This window comes from Pseudoalteromonas sp. MB47 (genome assembly GCF_011319765.1).
Lineage (GTDB): Bacteria > Pseudomonadota > Gammaproteobacteria > Enterobacterales > Alteromonadaceae > Pseudoalteromonas > Pseudoalteromonas simplex.
In genome coordinates this window covers 243,635-263,183 of sequence record NZ_VFBD01000008.1, presented here as the reverse complement: position 1 = coordinate 263,183, position 19,549 = coordinate 243,635, and the positions used below count along the sequence as shown (strand labels likewise).

Annotated in this window: 19 protein-coding genes; 8 read left to right on the top strand and 11 right to left on the bottom strand. The window is 40.8% G+C overall.

Going from position 1 to position 19,549, the window contains the following annotated elements; translation table 11 throughout:
- Window positions 1-33: 33 nt before the first annotated feature.
- A complete protein-coding gene (locus IMPJCBKJ_RS05270; protein WP_054551821.1) occupies window positions 34-462 on the top strand; it encodes a hypothetical protein in 429 nt (142 codons plus the stop codon).
- Window positions 459-650, top strand: coding sequence for a helix-turn-helix transcriptional regulator (locus tag IMPJCBKJ_RS05265; protein ID WP_054551820.1), 192 nt, complete (start codon window positions 459-461; stop codon window positions 648-650). Before IMPJCBKJ_RS05270 ends, IMPJCBKJ_RS05265 begins: the two co-directional genes overlap by 4 nt.
- Before the next feature lie 74 nt (window positions 651-724).
- Here IMPJCBKJ_RS05265 and IMPJCBKJ_RS05260 read toward each other — a convergent pair whose 3' ends face one another.
- Window positions 725-1,915: an MFS transporter gene (locus tag IMPJCBKJ_RS05260; protein ID WP_166339104.1), complete on the bottom strand. Its 1,191-nt coding sequence runs from the start codon at window positions 1,913-1,915 to the stop codon at window positions 725-727.
- A 267-nt stretch (window positions 1,916-2,182) separates the two neighbouring features.
- On the opposite strand from IMPJCBKJ_RS05260, the gene IMPJCBKJ_RS05255 reads away from it, so the two are divergent.
- Window positions 2,183-3,034: a universal stress protein gene (locus IMPJCBKJ_RS05255; protein WP_166339103.1), complete on the top strand. Its 852-nt coding sequence runs from the start codon at window positions 2,183-2,185 to the stop codon at window positions 3,032-3,034.
- A 104-nt stretch (window positions 3,035-3,138) separates the two neighbouring features.
- Entirely contained in the window at window positions 3,139-5,271 is a 2,133-nt protein-coding gene (locus IMPJCBKJ_RS05250) for a TonB-dependent receptor (protein ID WP_166339101.1), read from the top strand.
- Window positions 5,272-5,787: 516 nt separating this feature from the next.
- On the opposite strand, the gene IMPJCBKJ_RS05245 is transcribed toward IMPJCBKJ_RS05250, so the two are convergent.
- The 4 genes from IMPJCBKJ_RS05245 to IMPJCBKJ_RS05230 all read right to left on the bottom strand — a co-directional run bounded on the left by IMPJCBKJ_RS05245 (window position 5,788) and on the right by IMPJCBKJ_RS05230 (window position 10,604).
- The gene (locus IMPJCBKJ_RS05245) at window positions 5,788-6,645 is read right to left on the bottom strand and encodes an AraC family transcriptional regulator (protein ID WP_166339099.1); all 858 of its coding nucleotides are present in this window, start codon (window positions 6,643-6,645) and stop codon (window positions 5,788-5,790) included.
- 85 nt (window positions 6,646-6,730) lie between these two features.
- Window positions 6,731-9,598 (bottom strand): prolyl oligopeptidase family serine peptidase, encoded by a 2,868-nt coding sequence (locus tag IMPJCBKJ_RS05240; protein WP_166339097.1) that lies wholly within the window; start codon window positions 9,596-9,598, stop codon window positions 6,731-6,733.
- On the bottom strand, window positions 9,598-10,149 hold the full coding sequence (locus tag IMPJCBKJ_RS05235; protein ID WP_130166958.1) for a hypothetical protein: 552 nt from the start codon (window positions 10,147-10,149) through the stop codon (window positions 9,598-9,600). Before IMPJCBKJ_RS05235 ends, IMPJCBKJ_RS05240 begins: the two co-directional genes overlap by 1 nt.
- 308 nt (window positions 10,150-10,457) lie before the next feature.
- On the bottom strand, window positions 10,458-10,604 hold the full coding sequence (locus IMPJCBKJ_RS05230; protein ID WP_064971746.1) for a DUF2986 domain-containing protein: 147 nt from the start codon (window positions 10,602-10,604) through the stop codon (window positions 10,458-10,460).
- 156 nt (window positions 10,605-10,760) lie between these two features.
- Here IMPJCBKJ_RS05230 and IMPJCBKJ_RS05225 point away from each other — a divergent pair, with 156 nt between their 5' ends.
- Entirely contained in the window at window positions 10,761-12,251 is a 1,491-nt protein-coding gene (locus IMPJCBKJ_RS05225) for a dipeptidase (RefSeq protein WP_166339095.1), read from the top strand.
- Between the two features lie 65 nt (window positions 12,252-12,316).
- Here IMPJCBKJ_RS05225 and IMPJCBKJ_RS05220 read toward each other — a convergent pair whose 3' ends face one another.
- The 4 genes from IMPJCBKJ_RS05220 to IMPJCBKJ_RS05205 all read right to left on the bottom strand — a co-directional run bounded on the left by IMPJCBKJ_RS05220 (window position 12,317) and on the right by IMPJCBKJ_RS05205 (window position 15,391).
- Window positions 12,317-13,108: a putative porin gene (locus IMPJCBKJ_RS05220; protein ID WP_166339093.1), complete on the bottom strand. Its 792-nt coding sequence runs from the start codon at window positions 13,106-13,108 to the stop codon at window positions 12,317-12,319.
- A 126-nt stretch (window positions 13,109-13,234) separates the two neighbouring features.
- Window positions 13,235-13,663: an OsmC family protein gene (locus IMPJCBKJ_RS05215; RefSeq protein ID WP_166339091.1), complete on the bottom strand. Its 429-nt coding sequence runs from the start codon at window positions 13,661-13,663 to the stop codon at window positions 13,235-13,237.
- An 89-nt stretch (window positions 13,664-13,752) separates the two neighbouring features.
- Window positions 13,753-13,905: a DUF2256 domain-containing protein gene (locus IMPJCBKJ_RS05210; protein WP_082389187.1), complete on the bottom strand. Its 153-nt coding sequence runs from the start codon at window positions 13,903-13,905 to the stop codon at window positions 13,753-13,755.
- Window positions 13,895-15,391 carry a deoxyribodipyrimidine photo-lyase gene (locus tag IMPJCBKJ_RS05205; RefSeq protein WP_166339089.1) on the bottom strand — a complete coding sequence of 499 codons (1,497 nt, stop codon included), beginning with the start codon at window positions 15,389-15,391 and terminating at the stop codon, window positions 13,895-13,897. The genes IMPJCBKJ_RS05210 and IMPJCBKJ_RS05205 overlap by 11 nt, the downstream gene beginning before the upstream one ends.
- A 169-nt stretch (window positions 15,392-15,560) precedes the next feature.
- Here IMPJCBKJ_RS05205 and IMPJCBKJ_RS05200 point away from each other — a divergent pair, with 169 nt between their 5' ends.
- Together IMPJCBKJ_RS05200 and IMPJCBKJ_RS05195 are read left to right on the top strand one after the other, a co-directional pair.
- Entirely contained in the window at window positions 15,561-15,848 is a 288-nt protein-coding gene (locus tag IMPJCBKJ_RS05200; protein ID WP_054551812.1) for an EF-hand domain-containing protein, read from the top strand.
- Window positions 15,845-16,312 carry a hypothetical protein gene (locus tag IMPJCBKJ_RS05195; RefSeq protein WP_166339087.1) on the top strand — a complete coding sequence of 156 codons (468 nt, stop codon included), beginning with the start codon at window positions 15,845-15,847 and terminating at the stop codon, window positions 16,310-16,312. The genes IMPJCBKJ_RS05200 and IMPJCBKJ_RS05195 overlap by 4 nt, the downstream gene beginning before the upstream one ends.
- Before the next feature lie 43 nt (window positions 16,313-16,355).
- Here the strand turns inward: IMPJCBKJ_RS05195 and IMPJCBKJ_RS05190 are convergent, their stop codons facing one another.
- A complete protein-coding gene (locus IMPJCBKJ_RS05190) occupies window positions 16,356-16,955 on the bottom strand; it encodes an NAD(P)H-dependent oxidoreductase (protein ID WP_166339085.1) in 600 nt (199 codons plus the stop codon).
- A 187-nt stretch (window positions 16,956-17,142) separates the two neighbouring features.
- Between IMPJCBKJ_RS05190 and IMPJCBKJ_RS05185 the strand changes: the two genes are divergently transcribed.
- Window positions 17,143-19,065, top strand: a complete 1,923-nt coding sequence (locus IMPJCBKJ_RS05185) for a S9 family peptidase (protein WP_166339083.1) — start codon at window positions 17,143-17,145, stop codon at window positions 19,063-19,065.
- A 59-nt stretch (window positions 19,066-19,124) separates the two neighbouring features.
- On the opposite strand, the gene IMPJCBKJ_RS05180 is transcribed toward IMPJCBKJ_RS05185, so the two are convergent.
- Window positions 19,125-19,511 carry a hypothetical protein gene (locus IMPJCBKJ_RS05180; RefSeq protein WP_054551808.1) on the bottom strand — a complete coding sequence of 129 codons (387 nt, stop codon included), beginning with the start codon at window positions 19,509-19,511 and terminating at the stop codon, window positions 19,125-19,127.
- Window positions 19,512-19,549 lie beyond the last annotated feature (38 nt).

Here is a 19,549-nt window from a genome sequence, read left to right as displayed (position 1 = left end):
AGTCAAGTTTACTTTACTTTTAAGGTGAGAATAATGAATCAAACAGGATTAACCTTTAAACAACGTAATAAGCAGAACACGCTAAACCTCGCTAAATGGACATCAGCATGGGTGATTACATTAGCAATTGCCTCATTTGGGCCGCATTTTTTATGGCAAGAGCAGGCTATTTTTAGTGTTGTGGCAATCTTAATCAATGTAGTAGTTGGCATCATGATGATTTTATCGAACAAACGACAACTACAAGGAATGGATGAGCTGCAGCAGCGTATGCACCTTAATGCAATGGCCATTACCTTGGGTGCAAGCTTGGTATTTGGTTTAGCTTACTCGGTGGTGCAATCAAGTGGTTTAATAAGCTTTAAAGAAGATATATCGCACCTCGTGCTCTTTATGGGCTTAACCTATTTGGTGAGTCTTTTAATGATGAATAAGCAGTTAAACGACGAGGGCGAAGAATGAAAAACCGCTTGAAAGTGCTTCGTGCTGAGCACAACTACACCCAAGCGAAACTCGCAGAGCTTTTGGATGTGTCTAGGCAAACCATTAATGCGATTGAAAAAGGTAAATTTGACCCAAGTTTGCCATTAGCATTTAAAGCCGCGCGTTTATTCAACCTGAGTATCGAAGAGATATTTCAGGATGAGTAAGTCTGATAGCCTTCAGCTTTCAGCCTTCAGCGATCAGACTTACAGCTGACAGCTTAAGGCTTACAGCTGACAGCTTAAGGCTTACAGCTTTGTTTTTTCATCTGCATCGCACTTAACGACCACATTAAAAAGCCACCTAAGAATAATGCCGCCGAAACATAGCCTGTTTGACTAGGGAGTGCGCCCCCAGCAATAGCCATGCCGCCAAGCCAAGGGCCTATGGCATTGGCAGTATTAAACGCACACTGTACTAGCGCACCAATCATGGCATGCCCTTGTGGTGATACATCCATTAATAACGATTGGATCACGGTACCTAAACCAACACTAAAACCAATAAAGAAAATCACCGCGTATAACAGCCAAATATTATGGCTTGCGCTTACATAACTGGCTGCAAATACTACAGCACCAATTAGCGCTGCGCCTGTGGTTTTCAGCGGTGAGTGGTCGGCGGCTTTACCTAATAGGTAGTTACCTAAAGTACAACCAATACCAAACATGATCATAGCAATAGAGATAGTGTAAGCAGGGGTATGGGTGACTTCTAAAATAGTGTCGGCAATGTAAGTGTAAACACAAAATACACCACCAAAACCAATAATGATGATACCTAGAATGGTCCATACGAGCTTGTTCTTTAATACACTTAACTCATCGAGAATCGATGTTGGCGCGGTATTTTTTACGTTAGGTACGTATTTCACAATCAATACCAAGGCAACTAACGCAAGTACAGCGGTGCCTGCCAAACAATAACGCCAGCTAAAGTTTTGCCCCACTAAGGTGACCATGGGCACACCAACGATAGTGGCAATGGTTAAACCCATAAATACCTTTGACATAAAGCTTGCGCGTTTATCGGCAGGGGCAATGTCGGCTGCCAATAAAATAGCAGCGGCGAAGTAGGCACCGTGTGGTAAACCACTTAAAAAGCGAAATAAAATAAGTTGCTCAAGCGAGTTTGCAAAAGCACTTAAGCCATTGAATAAAAACATCATACTGACAAACATCAACAGTGCATTGCGCTTACGCATGTTGGCGGTTGTGATCATAAATAGCGGTGCACCGACGACGACGCCTATCGCGTAAGCACTAATGGCATAACCACTTTGCGCTGGCGTAGACGAAAATGTTTCGCTGATCAGGGGCAACATTGGCATCATAGAAAATTCTGATAGGCCTAAAATGAATGTGCCTAAAGCCAATACTATCAGAATGGTAAACGTGCTTGCGTTGCCTTGGGAGTTGGCTACGTTAGTCATGTAATTCCTTTAAAATAAATTTAAAAACAAAATAGATTTTTGATAATTGAAAGTGCCAGTAACAAATACTTTGTTCTGGAGTAGAGATGTGTGCCCAGAGCTATTGTAATACAAATTAATGGAGTTGATACAGTACTTTTTGGAACGTTCTATATTAGTTTGCTATAAGAAAATAACCTGAACTTCTTAAGTCTTTGCTGTTCAAAATAAATACAGAGAAAAAGCCAACTATACTTGGTTAATTAAATTGGTTTGAAGGAGAGTGTAATGAAAAAGATATTTGCTTGTATCGACGGTTCATGCATGACCGATGCGGTGACAGAAGCGGCTATTTGGATTTCTAAGCGCTCCAGCCATCCAATTAATTTTCTGCATGCATTAGAGCCACCTTTGCCGCAGGGCAGTGATGATTTAACCGCAATTATTGGTTTAGGTTCGCAAACCTCATTGTTAGAGCAATTGGCAAAACTTGAACAAGAACGCAACAAAGTAGCGTCGCAGCACGGTCAATTATTGCTAGATGAAGCAATGAAAAAAGCCGAGCATGCAGGCTTAACCGAGATTGAGCAACAGCAGCTTTCAATGAGTCTTGTTGATGCCTTACTTGAACATGAAGACAATGCCCGCGTGATGATAATTGGCCGCTCTGGCAAGGGCCACTACGATGATTTTAAAGTACTGGGCTCGCATATTGAAACGCTGATCCGTCAGGTGCATACCCCGGTTGCGATTGTGCCGCCGCAATTTCATGAGCCTACAAATTTTATGCTGGCTTATGATGGCAGCGAAAGTACCGACAAAGCGATTACACAAATTATCAAAGGCGGTATTTTATCCGGCTTAGATTGCCACTTGGTGATGGTTGATAAACAAGACGGTCACAGCCAAGACAAACTCGATACTGCCTCAGCAAGGTTGGCTGAAAACGGCTTTAATGTGAGAGCGCGTATGCTCGATGGCGATGTTTACCAAGCGCTGTGGCGATATAAAAGTGACCACGCCGTTGACTTAATGGTGATGGGCGCATTTGGTCACTCTAAATGGCGGCAGTTCTTTTTAGGCAGCACGACCTTAAAAATGCTTGAAGATAGCCGTATTCCTTTAGTGGTGTTGCGCTAAGTTATTTACCTGTGACAGGGTGCGACAATATGTCACGTGTTCAGACTAATTAATGAGTTTTATAATCGGCGTCATTAATTATTTGCTTTGATTTTAAAAGAGTTATGAACACGCAATCTTCTCGCCCTGGTTTTTTATTTTCCAAAATTGCTGCAGCACTTAGCTGTGTTTTAAGTATTTCTGCCTTTGCTGATGATTCTATTGAAGTGATAGAAGTACAAGGTCATGCCCAAAATAACCATCAATTAGTTGGCTCTGCAGACGCGTTACTGAAAGATTTAGGTGTTGATTTTTCTGCGGCCGGAGGGGTGTCTAACTTGCCAGTAATGAACGGCATGATGGGCGATAGAGTTAAAGTTTTAGTTGATGGTGCTGATGTTACAGCAGCGTGTGCTAACCAAATGAACCCGCCACTCTCTTATGTGTCGGCAAACCAAATTGCCTCTTACAGTGTCGTTGCTGGTGTATCACCGGTAAGCAGTGGCGGGGATAATATTGCCGGTGTTATTAGGGTAAATACGATTGCCCCTGGATTTAGTGATTCAGACTCAGTGAAATGGCGCGCAGGCTATGTTACCGCCCAGTACAAAAGCGTTAACGATAGCCAAGCATACGCGCTAGGTGCCAGCCTTGCGAGCAAACAGTTTAGCTTGTCTTACCAAGGCAGCTTTGAAGATGCTAACAGCTATGATGATGGGCATGGTGAGCGTGTACTTGATACCTTATATCGAGTACAAAATCATGCCTTAACAGGCGCTATTCGTAATGAGAAACAACAGCTTGTGGTTAAGCTGACGCATCAAAAAATTCCTTACCAAGGCTTTGCAAATCAATACATGGATATGACCGATAACACCAGTTATGGTTTCGTTGTTCAGTATCAACGTGAGCTTGAAAATGGTGATTTGCAGGTGCAAGTGAATGCGCATGATGTAAAACACGAAATGGGTTTTTTCAGTAATGAGAAAACCGGCATGATGCCAATGAATACCGATGCACAAGATTACAGTTACCAAGTTCATTGGCGCACTGACTTATCAAAACAGTCATCACTAATGCTAGGGCAAGAATATTACGGTTATCGAATTGATGATTGGTGGCCAGCGGTTACAGGGTCAATGATGATGGGCCCAAATGAATACGTAAACATTAACGATGGCAAACGTGACCGCCTTGCGGCATTTGCGGAGTACCAAAACCAAGTAAACCAAGCATGGTGGGTGTCGGCAGGTGTTCGAGTTGAGCAAGTCACCACAGATACTGGCGAAGTGCAGGCTTATAACGAAGGTGGCATGAGCGGCATGGCTAATATGGGCTCAATGATGGATATGTCAAAAACCGACGCCCAAGCTGCGATGGAATTTAACCAATTAGACCGTAAACGTGACGACACTTTAGTTGATATCAGCTTGCTTGCTCGCTATCAATTATCGAATAACGATGAGCTGCAATTTGGTTTAGCTCGTAAAAACCGCGCACCTAATTTATATGAGCGTTACAGCTGGGGTGTAGGTACGATGGCAACCACCATGATTGGTTGGTTTGGTGATGGTAATGGTTATATTGGTAACCCAGATTTAGAAGCCGAAACAGCTCACACATTAAGCTCTAGCTACACCAAACTTGCCAAAGACGATAGCTGGCAAGTAACGGCAAATGTTTGGTACACGCAAGTAAATGATTATATTGATGCTGAAGTGACTAAGAGCTTTAATCGCACCGACATGGCGCATACCAAGCGTAATATTCTTACTTTTACGAACCTAGATGCCACTCTTTACGGTGCAAAACTGGCGGGCTTGGTAGAGCTTTACAACTCAAAGCAAGCAGGAAAATGGCAGTTAAAAGGCTCACTAACCAGTACTCATGGTGAGCGTGATGATAGCAATGAAGACTTATATCAAATTATGCCACTGCACACTGAGCTGAGCCTAGAGCACGAATACAAAGGCTGGCAAAACGCACTGAGCTGGCAATGGGTTGATAGTAAAACTCATGTTGATGAGCGCCGTTTAGAAAACCAAACCGACAGTTATCAGTTACTGGCTATCTCAAGCCAGAAAACGTGGCAAAATTTAACCTTTAAGTTAGCAATTACCAACTTACTTGATGAATATTACCAACAGCCACTTGGCGGTGTAAGCATTGCTAATTACAAGCAAGATATGAGCAATGGCTTTGAGCAACTTGCCGGACAAGGCCGTTCGTATAATGCCAGTGTGAGTTATCAGTTTTAGAGAAAGCTATCAGCTTTCAGCTGTCAGTTTGAAGCTGAACGCTGTTGCTTACAGGCCTTTACCAAATGCCTAGCTCGTAGGGGGGACTTTAGTGCCGAAAATATCTTCACAAAATAATGACGAGCTGTCAGCTATCAGCCGTCAGCTTTCAGATTAAAAACCAGAGTTTCTAGTTACGAGAGTAAAGTTAGCGAGTCAGGTCACCTGCTTGATACAAATGTGAAATAAGCTGTCGTAGGCGTGAAATTTATTTCGCGCGAGGGTGCTTGTTTTGTGTGGCGGTTGAGACGCGCCAAGCAAGCGTGACGCCAACGGTGTAGGAGGCGTTTTAACGCCGAACAGCTTTATTTTATTCATGGCTAAAGCCGCTCCCACGTTTTTTGATGTAGGCGTGAAATTTATTTTGCGCGTTATCTTTTTATATTGCGCGATGTAAAATCGCGCCTACAATATCTCGCATCTCGCATCTCGCATCTCGCATCTCGCATCTCGCATCTCGCATCTCGCATCTCGCAATCATTTTATCGGCAAATATATATCCGTTTGCAGATCACATTCATCAACTTCATGGATGAGGTTGAGGTAATGAAAGAAGCAAGGGAAGTCTCTGACTTCTTCGCCGCTTTGCACCAGCCATTCACGGTATAAGTAGTAAACTGTATCGCTAATGGTGTCATGAGAGCCATTATGACGAACAACGGCGCAGCGTCCTGCTGGAATTTCACCATTTCGCACACCTTGCGGGTTTTCAGTAATCGGTGAGGTGATACTGCCTGCGAAGTCAAAACGAAACGCATGGTCTTCAGTGGTGGCCGGATCGCTATACGGGATCCCATACGTGTTACTGGTTTTAACAGGTGAAAAGCTTGATTCTTTGCGCCACTCAATAAATTGTGCAGCGGTATTCATCAGGGTATTAGCAGCGCCTTGGTGGGTTAATAAAGCCACCGGCTGTGCTTTAAAATCAACAATGTTTACATTCATAGGGCAAACCTTTTTGTCAGGTAATGAAAATTCAAACTGTGAGTGCCAATTAGGCCAGTTTGGTTTGCTTCTGAATTCGCTTGGCGACTGTGTAAAGGTGCGTTTAAAAGCACGACTAAATGCTTCTGGGCTATCAAATTGCGCTTCTAATGCAACATCAATAATTTTAAGTTGATGTTCAAATGCAAGTCGAAATGAGGCACGCTTTAAGCGCGCAAGCTGCGCATATTTGGTAACGCTTAGGCCAACTCCAGCGACAAATAAACGATGAAAATGATATTTCGAACAACATGCTACCTCACTGAGTGTCTCCAGTGATAAAGGTTCATCAAGATGCTGGTTAATGTAATCACAGACCAGCTCAATGCGTTGTTGTTGCTTCGTTTTCATGGTTACTCGTTAATGCTTTTCAGAAGTAGGGCCAGTTTGCCATGGTCCCTAAGTCGTTACCTGATTGAAATTGCGCATTTTGAGTTTAGTTGATAGCTGTCACTTTAAAGGTGTTTTGAAAGAGCAACTGTTGGTTTGCGCCCATCACATTTAATGTCCACGTACCTGGCGTCGATGTTTCATCTAAAGTGCGGTAGGTAAACCATTCATCAAGAGGGCTGCCCCATAAAGTTTGGTAATAAACATTTTCATTTTCTTCAGGAGAGCTTGGTTTGAAGTGCCATTTGGTAAATATAACCAAGCGATCCTTACGATTATCAATACCCTCTCGGTTCATTGAAAACTCGATTCCAAAGCGCTGTTTTTCGTTCAGTGTATATGAAAATTCCGTATCTTCATTGAGTTGCTCGACACTAGAACGGCCATTAAATTTTTCAGATAAAACTAGTTTAAATAATCCAGCCCGCTCTAACTCTAAAATCGCATTTGGATAATCAAGTCCGTACAGTTTTTTAATTACTTTTTGAAGCCTTTCTCGCTCTTGAGTCGAGTATTGACCTTCCAGCATTAGCAGGGCTATTTGCTCTCTAACTTCTCCGTTTGAGTTATTGCCAAATTTTTCAGCATACTCTTCTATTAAGCTTAAACACTTTTCTGTATTTCTAAATTTAATATCAGCAATGCAATTGACTACTGCTAAGTTAAATGTGTTTTTAGCAGTTTGCTCTTTATCATAAAGTTCTTGAGAGTACTTTTGAGCTTTTTTGAAGTCAGGCTCCACAAGTAAACTGTAGGAATAGATAAAACTTAGTCTTTCTTTTGCATTCTCATAGCCTAATTCCGCCGAGCGGCTGTAATACTCAATAGCTTTTTTAATATCGATAGGCCTATTATCGCCACGATGATAATAACTACCGACATTAAACATGGCTCGATCATGATCTAAGTTGGCAGCTAATTGGTAGTAGTCGAAGCTTTCTTTTGTACGATCAGTTTCTATTGTTTTACTGTCAAATGTATCTGCTAACAAAATGGCATCACGTTGAACCGCTTTCTTTTCAGATTCAGTATAATTAGTTAATATACTGTTTAGGTTAAGTTTTCTTTCAAGAAAGTCGTTAGCTAAAGCTGCTTCTACTTGATCGTAATACCAAATCTGATGACCATGCCCAGAGCGTTCAAAAAACGCTTTTTCAACATCATGACCTAAACGCTTTAAAATATAGTAAAAGCGATTACTTTGCTCAAAGCCCGATATTTCATCTTGTTTGCCAGCAATAATTAGAACAGGGGCTTTTAAAGATGTAGCCTGATAGACGGGGGAAATATCTTTTAAATCTTGTTTATATTCACCAACAGTACGCTCAATAAGCTCTTGATAATCTTTAGTTAAAACGATATTACTTGCGTTATAAAGTAGAGGTAAGTCATAAATACCAAAACTTGCAATCACGCATTCATAAATATCAGGGTGTTTAATTGCCAGCATCACCGCAGAATAACCACCATAGCTTGCGCCAATAGAGCAGGTATGTTTAAAGCTATATTGTGAACGAATATGTGCCACTGCGGCAGAAATGTCTTGTTCGATAAGGTTACCAAATTGACCAACACCGCTTTCTAAAAACTCTTTACCAAACCCTGCTGAGCCTCTGAAATTAACACGTAAGATAGAAAAGCCACGGGAAGCAAGGTATTGCACCTCAGGGCTAAATTCATCACTTTCACGAATACCAATCGGGCCACCGTGTGGCATCACTAATAATACCTGCTTATCGTTGTTAATAGGTTTGGTTAAGTAACCTTCAAGGTTAGTTCCATCGTAGGCTTTAAAGTTAAAAAACGTTGTTTTAGCGTACTTAACGTCTTCATTTTTATCGGTAGAGAATAATAATTCAATGTGGTTAGCTTCGGCGTTATATAAGAAGTATTTACCAGGAATCGTTGAGGAATGGTTGTAAAGAATATGGTTTTTTCCATCTAATGAGCTATTTACCCAGAAGAATTGCTCATCCCCTAATGCTTCAGCAACTTTGCTATGCAACTGTTTATACGTATCCACAAAATAGTCAGTCGTATATTTACCATGCTTGATATACGAGGCGGCGATAAGTTTGCCATTATCATCAAGTTCTGCCGACTGAATGTCATATTTGGGGTGCTGGTAGAGTGTGTCGGTGATTTCTTGTGTGTTGATATTAAAAAGGCTCACCTGACTCTTATCGGTATTTTTGTTGGTAATGACGGCAAGGTGATCTTGGTCAGTAAATCCAATTGGTAAAAACTGATAATCTGCGTCTGTGAGTGTAAAAAGTGGTATCCACTTATCACTCCCGATAACCTTGTAGAAAAACTGTAAGCTTTTTTTATCAATATCAAATTTAACAGTAAATAATAGCTGTTTATGCTCATCAAAAAAATAGCTGCTAGCACCTTTTAAGCCTTTCTCAATGGGGGAGAAGGAGCTTATGTTATCTTTATACAAGATAGTGAGCGGAACCTTATAAAGATGCGTATTCTTTTTACCTGGTTTGGCGAATAAAATGTGTTCAGCATCGTTTAATAACCTATCAACTATGTATCCCTTGGTTGTTACTTTATGCTGTTCGAACTTTGGCTTTTCTTCACTTTCTGTGACATTAATTACTGCGTTATAGTCTGAGTCATACTTGCTATTTACACGAACGAAAATATTGTCGTTACTCAGCCATTCATAATTATAAAAATTATCTTTTTCATTGAGTTTAACGGCATAGTACATTTTCATCGTTTTCATATCGATGATGTTGAGGGTTTTGGTTTTGTCTTCTTGCGCTTCTAAAAAGCTGATCCAACGGCCACTGGGAGAGACCATAACTTGGCTTTGATCGGGTGAATACATTAAATCTTCACTCGATAATATTTCAGCATGCAAGGGAAAGATAAAAAATAATAAGATAAGTAGCTTTTTCATTATTTTGCTTCCTGCTGCGAAAATGTTTGTTCCAAATAATCAAAGAATGAGTCTTCGCCGGGGCCGCCATAATTTAGCGAGCGACCCGACAAAATCGTTGGGAAGTTTTGTTCCATGTATTGCAGTGCTTCAGAGCTTCTGTTTTCTAAAACAATGTGAGAGCGGGTATACCAAAAACCTATCGTGGAAATATCTAAATGACCTACATAGTTGATTTTTTTAGCAGAAAGAGTGAATTGCCAACTTTCTTCATCGTTATCAAATTCAAGATAGGAATATCGATTTAAGTTTAAGCGTGTGATGGTGTAATCACCCAGTGGTAGATTCGCTAAAATATAATTGCTACCACTTCGAATATCCTTAGCCGTAAGAACAAGCGACTTTGGGCCATCAATATAAATGGCTTTTAAACTGCGGTTAGTTTCAATGCCAATCAGTAGGTAGCCTTCATCGGCTTTAGATAGTGTGTCTCGGTCTTCTTTTATGTTTGTAACTTTAGATGAGCATGCACTTAACAAAAGCGCACAGCTAAGCAGCAATAAACGTCTCATTCCCTTGTATCTTATTGTTGTTATTTTATTAATTTAAAATACTTAAAAATCGGAACTATGTGAAGCAGAATTTGTGAATGAGTGTGAAAAGAGTTGAGTTGCTAGACGTGAAATTTCTACGCGCAAAAACAGAGTATCTAGCTACGAGAGTAAAGTTAGCGAGTCAGATCACGTGTCTGATACAAATGTGAATTGAGGTGTTGTAGGCGTGAAATTTATTTCGCGCGAGGGTGTTTGTTTTGTGGTGGCGTTTGAGACGCGCCAAGCAAGCTTGACGCCTACAACCTTACCGCTGACCGCTAGGTCTTTTAACTTTCCTGCTCAGCTTCTTGCTGTGCTAATTTTTCGCGTTCTGCCTTTGAAATGTAGGCCGGTTTATTGCTTTTATGCAATTTTGCATTGGCACGCTTATCTTTTTGCTTAAGTTTAGTGAAGATCTTTTTTCTGCGGTTCATGAGTCTAACAAACGAATTAATAGGGTGAGTGGCTATTGTACCTTGTTGGTATTTTTAAGCGATCTATTTTGCTTGAATTAGAGATGTTATGTCGGCGTTATAAGCGTTACAATCAAGGCGACTTTCTAAAAACCTTCTTAAACTCTGGAGCTTATCTTGAAACATTCATTACTTGCTGCATTTTTATTAAGTGCTTTCTCTAGTCAGGCTGCTGTGTCTGAGCAAAGTGAAAAGCTGGCTAACTACGCGGTAGAGCAATATCAACAAGCGCAAATTCATACCTTAGAGAATTTAGTTTCGTATCCAACGGTAAATAAAGAAGGTCTAGCGACTCCAGATAACCCAGATTTCATTGGCTTTAAGTCGTTCTTAAAAATGAAAGCGGCGCAGTTTGGTTTTGATTATCAAGATTTAGGCTACACAGTGTTAATTGGCATGGGTAACCAAGCTGACAAAGTAACCATAGTAACCCATGGTGATGTGCAACCTGCAGATGCCAGTAAATGGCAGCAAAGTCCTTTTAAAATGGATAAAACCTCTGAGCCAGGAAAGCTAATAGCTCGTGGTACAGAAGATGATAAAGGCGCAATTGCGACTGCACTGCATGCAATGAAGGCGATTAAAGACAAGGGTATTACCTTAAATAACCGTATTGAATTAATGGTTTACCTTGCAGAAGAGTCTGACTGGGCACCACTCGAAGAGTTCATGAAAACCTATCAGCAACCAAAATATGCTGTCACTATTGATGCTTCATACCCTGTGGTTGTTGCAGAAAAAGGCTGGAGCCTAATTGCGCCGACTTTCTCTGCGACCTCAGCACAAACAGGCTTATATGTCAGTGATTTAAAAGGCGGCGCCTTTGTTAGCCAAATCCCTGAAGATGCCAGCGTGTTAGTGCATAACGCTGATGCGGCGACAGTGGCTAAATTACACGACAATGTCGCTAAGCTTAAAAACGTCAAAGTGGCGATGACAGAGCAAGACAATGGCTTGTTAGTCCAAGTGAAGGGGATTTCAGCGCATTCATCTGAGCCAGAAGCGGGTGAAAATGCCATTGCGCACCTTGCAGAAATCTTTAAAGGTATTGATCTTGAGAACAATAGTGATGGTCAAGCCATTGAGTTTATCAATCAACTAATTGGCCTTGATTTATACGGCGCGCAATTCGGTGAAATTGGTTACAAGCATGACTTTATGGGCCCGATGACTGTTTCGCCTACCTTATTAAGCCGCGACGGTAACGACATTAAACTGTCGATTAATATGCGTCGTCCGGTAGGTAAACAAGAAGCGGTGCTTAAGCAGCAAATTAATGAAGCACTTAGTGCTTGGCAAACCACTAATGGTGCTACGTTAAAAGACACTAAAGTTATTATTGGTACGCCAATGTTGCTAGATGGTGCGCCTCATGCAGAAGCATTACTCGATATCTTTAAGCACTTTACCGGCGATAAGGACGCGGGCTTTGTGTCAATTGGTGGTGGCACAAATGCTAAGCTGTTTGATAATGCGGTGTCATTTGGTCCATCAATGCCAGGTAAAAAGTACACAGGTCACTCAGAGCATGAGTTTATTACTGAAGAGCAGTTAGCACTGAACTTAAAAATGTATACTGCAATGATGATGAAGCTAGGTAATATGTAATTCTATAAACTGAAAACGCCGCTTTATAGCGGCGTTTTTGTTTAAAACTGGTGACTCATTCCTATTTAGAATTGGGCAACAAACTTAAGGTTATAAAGTTCAGCAGAGCCGCTTTCAGTGTAATTCGCGGTTAAATAGTATTTATCATTAATAAAGTACTTACCTTGTAAAACGAGTTCAGAATCATCCAACCCTGCACCTATGGCATAGTGATCGCCGAAGTAGTAGCTGATCATGGCATTGCTTGCTGAATCATAAAGGCTGTCTTGATGGCCAACATCGACGGTAATGTAATGGCTACCGCTTAAATGATTAAAGTATCTGGCAGAGACATTCCAAACGTCGAGTTCATCATCTGTTTCTGCACTAAAACCAAGGTAATCCTTATCGTTGATTTGGAGGTTATACTGCGCTTTCAAGCGGAAATAATCATCACCATATTCACGCACATCCCTATTTACAGAGACTTTTAAGGCATCGGCAAATAAGTAGCCTATTCCTAAGGTATAGTCATCAGTATCATCAACATCGTAAATTTCACCAGTAACAAACCAGTTTTTATAAAATCCTTCACCAAACAAGCCAAGATAATCAGTGTAATCGCTATTAAAGTAATTCACTCGGATGTTTGAATCTGTATCTAGGTAGCCATAATCATCAAGTACCCCAGAGCTCTGCTGCTCCTCAAAGTAGTAATGACTTACTAAGTGGTAAGCATTAAAACTATATCTGTGGTTCTCTATGTGCGTGTAGTCGATACTGTTGAACCATTGTTTACTTACTTGTTGTTCTGTGGCGATTGAGCAGTTTGAATAAGCAAGTGTTGCAAGAGCGATCGGGGCTAATTTTTTAATCATACATATCCTTGTTGTATTTGGTTTTGCTTTATAAAGATAATACAACGAGGCGGTAAAAAGAATGTAATAAAGTGTTGTGGGTCTGTTAGTTTGTGAAAAGGCCAAGCAGTGCTTGGCCTACAGAGATTAATTAAGCGTTGTGGTGAGTGATATTTCGGCATTCATCAGTTTAGAAATAGGGCAGCCTTGCTTGGTTTGCTCACAAAGTTGCTCAAACTTTTCGTGTGAGATTTCTTTTATCTTTGCGCTGACATCAAGTGCAATGTGGCTCACTTCGAAGCCGTCATCAACCTCATCAAGGCTCACTGTTGCTTTGGTCGTTATGTCGTCAGCGACAAAGCCTGCTTCAGTTAGTGCCAGCGATAGCGCCATGCTAAAACAGCTACTGTGTGCCGTTGCAACCAGTTCTTCAGGGTTAGTACCTGGCTTATCTTCAAAGCGAGTGTTAAAGCCAAATGGCTGTTTCTCAAGCGCGCCACTTTGACTAGAAATATAGCCTTTACCAGATTTAATATCACCAGACCAACTCGTATGTGCAGATTTTTTAATTGTCATCGTCATCTCCTTTGTAAATTTTTTCGACGACCGTGAAAGGCTTTCAGGGTTTTGTGCCGAAAACGGTGAGTTCACGATATAAGTGCAACTTAAACGCCAATATTTCTTTTTGCCTCACGCTTGCAACGTTCTGAGCAGTATTTAACATGCTGCCAATCACGTTGCCATTTTTTACGCCACATAAATGGCCTGTCGCAAACGGGGCAGGTTTTGCTGGGTAAATTCAGCTTTTTATGAGCCATGGCGTTGTCTTTTAAGGCTTATCACATGCTTATGCAGTACGGCTTTTGTGCCACGTTTTACGTCATCACGTTCTCGAAATGACCATAACCGCTCACGTGCTTGTTTGGCTGCGTGTTCAATATCGACCATGGGCTCTGGGTAGTCTTCGCCGAGTTTAAAATTATTAAACAAGGCTTCCATTGGCGGTTGTTGCCATGGCTGGTGGAGATCTTCTTTGGGTAAGTTTTTAAGCTCAGGGCACCATGTTTTTATAAATATACCATCTGGGTCTTTGTCTTCAGATTGCTTTATTGGGTTATACAAACGAATGGTGTTAGTTCCTGTGACCGATGCTTGCATTTGGATTTGTGGGTAGTGAATACCCGGCTCAAAATCTAAAAAATAACGCGATAAAATTAAACTAACAGATTGCCAATGAATGTTCATATGATGAGTCATAAAGCTGACTAACATAGCGCGCATTCGAAAGTTAATGTAACCTGTTGCTGCGAGGCAGCGCATGCACGCATCAATAATAGGAATACCTGTTTGACCTTGTTCAAAGCGCTTTAAGTGCTCAGCAACGTGTTCATCATCGCGATAAGGGTAGTGCTTGTAGCCCGCATTTTGCGGTGTAAACTCCATGCTGCATTGAGTTTCGAATTTTTGCATAAAATGGCAATGCCAGTGAAGCCTTGACTCGAAAGCATGTAATGAGCGACGCCAGCTTAAAGGCTGCTTTACTAAATAGTATTTTAGGGTTTGATAAACTTGTCTGAGGCTCAGGTTGCCAAAAGCTAAGTAAGGCGAAAGCCTAGAGCATGAACCTCTACTTTTGGAAGGACTTGAGATGCCACTTTGGTAGTTTTTTGCACGCTCTTCTACAAAGCTCTGTAGGCAAGCTCTAGCTGCATGAGGGCCACCATATTGAAACTGCGGGTCGTGCTTTAGAAAATCATTAACACAGGTCGCGGCTTGGTAATTATGAGGCAGCACTGCATTAAAGGCTTGCCAATTTGGCGTTACAAGACGTTGGTTCATCACGCCATGCCAATGTGCTTGCCAATCAAACTGTTTTGGCCGCGCTCGTTTTACACCTCCAAGTGGCGTTTCGTGCCATGGAATTGCTTTACTGTTTAGCCAGCGTGTGACCTGTTTATCTCGCTCAAATGTATTGTTTAGGCCTATTTCTTGATGACTATAAACCCCTGCAATATCAAAATCTTCACTGAGGGTTTCTAACAAGGTAATCATTTCTTGATTATAAATGGCGATTTCAGCGTTGTATTTTTCAAGTTGTTGGTTGATGTCTTTTAGTGACTGAGCAACAAAACGCCAGTGCCTTAAGCTGTAATGGGGGTCGTCGAGTAATAGAGGCTCAAAATTATAAATGAGTAAGCAAGGCAGCTCTGATGCAATCGCACTGGCAAGTGGTTGATGATCAGACAGCCTTAGGTCACGTTTGAACCAAACAAGATTTACTTTTTGTTTTTTTGAGTCTGCCATAAACGTGGAGTTGAAAAAGTGTTTTGCTCTTAATACGTAACAAGTTACAACTTCGATTAATTGCTACAACGATCCACAAAGTTTCCACATTTGTAGCATATTGCCCACACACTTTTGAATGATATTCAGATTATGCTTATGGTCAATTGAATGACATAAGAGGTTCGCTATGAAGCATTTATCTGCACTTTCTGTTTTAGCTATTTCGTTGTTAGTCACAGCGCCCGCTTGCTTTGCTCGCGACCATCAAGGCGGTCCACCCCAGCGACCTGACTTTACGACGATTGATATTGATGGCAATGGGGTGATTGATTTTACTGAGTTTAGTGAACAGCCTATGCCAGAAGATATGCTGCAAACCATTTTTAATGACATGGATACTGATCAAAATGGTGAAGTAACTGAAGACGAGTTCAACAACCATAAACCACCAAAACGTAAGGAAAATCAACGATGATCAACAGTGTCTCATCGGGTGCGAATTTTCAGCCCATGCAACGACCGCAAGCAGAGCCGTTAACCAGTGAACAGACAGAGTTAATGAATGAAACTTTAGCTCAGTTTGATCCTGAAAACTTAACTGCAGAAGATGCACAATCTATTATGCAAACATTTAAAGATGCGGGTATTCAACCGGGTCAAGAAATGGAAGCAATTATGGCTGAAGCAGGCTTTGATGCCGCTGAAGTCGGTGAATTAGGTCGTCCTGAAGGTGAGCGTCCTCCTGGTCCGCCACCACCTCCGCCTAGTGGTAACTCACTTGAGCAGGTTGATACTGAAGAAGTTGTCAGTTATTTAGATGAGTTGTTAGCGCAATATTCTGATCAACTGGGAGAAGAAGATAAAGAAGCGATTCTAGCCTCTGTGCAAGAAAAGCTTGGTTTATCTGAAGGTGAATCGCTGTTATCGGTCACAGCGTAAATCACAAAGCGGTCATGATGACCGCTTTTTTATGCTCTGCTAATTACAGTGCTGCAGCAAAAGTCTTTATTTCGTTTTGTGCTGCTTCTAAGCTTTGCTCTGCACCCGGCATCGCAAGACCTTCGGCATAAATAAAATCAACGTCAGTCATACCCACAAAACCAAGTACATCTTTTAAGTATTTAGTTTGTGTATCCATGTCAGTGCCTTGGTACAAACCACCACGTGCTGCAAGTACCACCACTTTCTTGTTTGCAATTAAACCTACAGGGCCTTGCTCAGTGTATTTAAACGTAATACCAGCACGAGCAATACGATCAATCCAAGCTTTGAATGTTGATGGAATTCCAAAGTTGTACATTGGCATACCAATAACAATCAGTTCGTTATCGTTAAGTTCAGCAATTAAATCGTCAGAAATTGCAGCAAGTGCTTTTTGCTCATCGCTACGCTCGTTTGCATCAGTCATCCAAGCAGCCATTTCTGTCTGCGTTAAGTGAGCAATCGCATTGTCGCTTAAATCGCGCGTTGTTACTGAAATTTGTTGGTTGTTAGCAAGTTGCTCAACAAATTGTTGGCTAAGTTTGGTTGAATTACCTTGTTCACCATTTAAAGATGAATTTAACACAAGTACTTTTTTCATCATGTCACCTAAGAAAACTGAAGTAGTGCAGCCATTATAATTATCAAAAAAATAAATTAATAATGCTATTAATCGAGTGTTATGTTCGTTTTAAGCGAATGAAAGATATGCCTAAGTTTTTTTGAGTTAGTCTTTTTTTGTAATTTAATGTTAATATTGTCGGAACAATAAAAAAATGGACTTTACTATGAAGTACTTACTGCTTACATTTTTTGCAGTGCTGAGCTTAATGCCCCGTGCTGCTGAAAACACGCAACTCCCTGTAGAATCATTCGCCTCTTTACGCGCTTTTAGCCAAGTAAAATTTTCGCCTAGTGGTGAACACATATCGTTTATTCGAAATGTGAATGGTGAGTTGGTTTTAATGGTTTATAACCGCAAAACTAAAGAAGCAGATGCTGTTATTCGTTCAGATAATCACACTATCTTCTTCGATTGGTATGAATGGGCAAATGATGAAGTACTGCTTTTAGGTGCACGCTATATTCAACGTCAATTTGGCGGCCCTAAATATACATCTACGCGTTTATATGCGTATAACATTGGTGGTGATGGAAAAGCGAAACTGGCTATAAAGCCTAACTTTAATCGTAATGAACGCCAACCGCAATTTGGTGATCAGGTCATCAGCTTTTTACCCGATCAAAAAGATAAAATTTTAGTTCAAGGTGACTTTGATGTTGCCAATGCCCCTGGCGTGTATGAACTTAATTTAAGTACACTTCGTAAGAAAAAAATTCAGCGCTCACGCAGTAAAGTGATTGATTGGACAGCAGACCGCCAAGGTAATGTGCGTATTGCCCTTAAAATGGATGAAGACGAATTCGAATATATTCTTTACGATGAAGATAGAGATAACCGTAAAACGTTATTTAAATATAAAGCATTTACCCCTGATGTAGTGACTGTTTTGGGCTTCGATAAAGACCCTAATATTCTTTATTTCAAAGCTCTTAAAGATGGCTATGATGCGCTTTATAAAATGGACCTAACGACCATGAAAAAAGAGTTAGTGTTCAGCGATGATAATTATGACTTCGACGGTCATATTTTCTACTCACCACTTACAGGTGAAGTAGCAGGCTTTACACACTCTCAATTAGATGAAGGGATCCGTTACTGGAATGAAGATTTAAATAAGCTCTATACAGGTTTACGCGCTGTTTTACCAAAAGATAAATTTGATATTGATATAATTGATACCAGTAAAGACCAACGCCAATATGTGCTTTATTTAACAAGCGACGATAGTGCTGGAACATACATGTTAGGGAACCGTGATACAAGTGAGCTAACGGTATTTGCAAGCGCATTTCCAGATGTAAATGAAACTGTTTATAGCGGTAAAAAGAGAATCAGTTATAAAGCCCGTGATGGTTTAACTATTGAAGGGTATTTAACTTTACCTGTGGGTTACAAAGAAGGCGATAAATTACCCACTATTGTGTTCCCGCATGGTGGTCCTATGGCTCGTGATTACGCTGGTTTTGACTATTGGACTGCATTACTTGCTTATAATGGTTATGCAGTACTGCAACCAAACTTCCGTGGTTCTAGTGGCTATGGCCATGAATTTGAGATGGCTGCAGTTCAAGGTTTTGGTAAAGAAATGCAAGATGACTTGCAAGATGCGGCGAATTGGCTTGTTGAGGAAGGTATCGCTAATAAAGATAAAATCTGTATTGGCGGGGCAAGTTATGGTGGTTATGCTGCATTAATGGCGGTGGTTAAACACCCAGAAACATTCAAATGTGCAGCAAGCTTTGCAGGCGTTACTGATCTTGAGCGTATTGTTAGTAAAGCGCGTTATTTCACTAATAAAGAAATTGTGCGTAAGCAATTTGGAACTGATGGCGATAAACTTGAAAAGGTGTCGCCTGTTAATTTTGCAAAGCAAATTAATCGTCCGGTGCTGTTGGTTCATGGCTCTGATGATAATGTAGTGCCTGTTTATCATAGCCGTGAAATGGATGATGAACTTAAAGACGAAGGTAAAGATGTTACTTACATTGAGCTTGAAGATGGCGATCATTACTTATCGCACCAGCCATACAGAATTAAAACGTTGAAAGCCTTTTTAGAGTTCTTCGATAAGAACTTGAAAAACTAGAATTAGCAAAGAAAAGGCGACCTAGGTCGCCTTTTTTAATACCTGATTCTGCGTCAATTTTATTTATAGGCTAATTCAGCATCAATATTGCGCATTAAGTTGGTAACCCAATTGATATATTGGCGGTGGATTTTTTTGCCATTGTAATCAAGGTTTATCGAATCTTTGTAATCAATAGAGTATTCTTGCTCGTTAAACGTTATATCAACGCGTAATTGGTGTTTACGAATATCAAGTTTACCTAAAATTTGACCTTCGGCATTTGAACGACACGTCCAGCCTAGTTTCATACATGCTTTTAAAATATTGGTTTTGATACTTTCAAGGTCATGTTGGCCAGACGCCATTTGCGGTACAGGGTTTGCGTCAAAGTTACGAATAGGCACACTGGTGCTACAAGCAGAAAGTGTTAGTAGGGTAAAAAGTGCAAGCGCTGCCTTTTTCATAGTAAGTCCTTTTTGGAAATAAAATCAGCGCGATTATG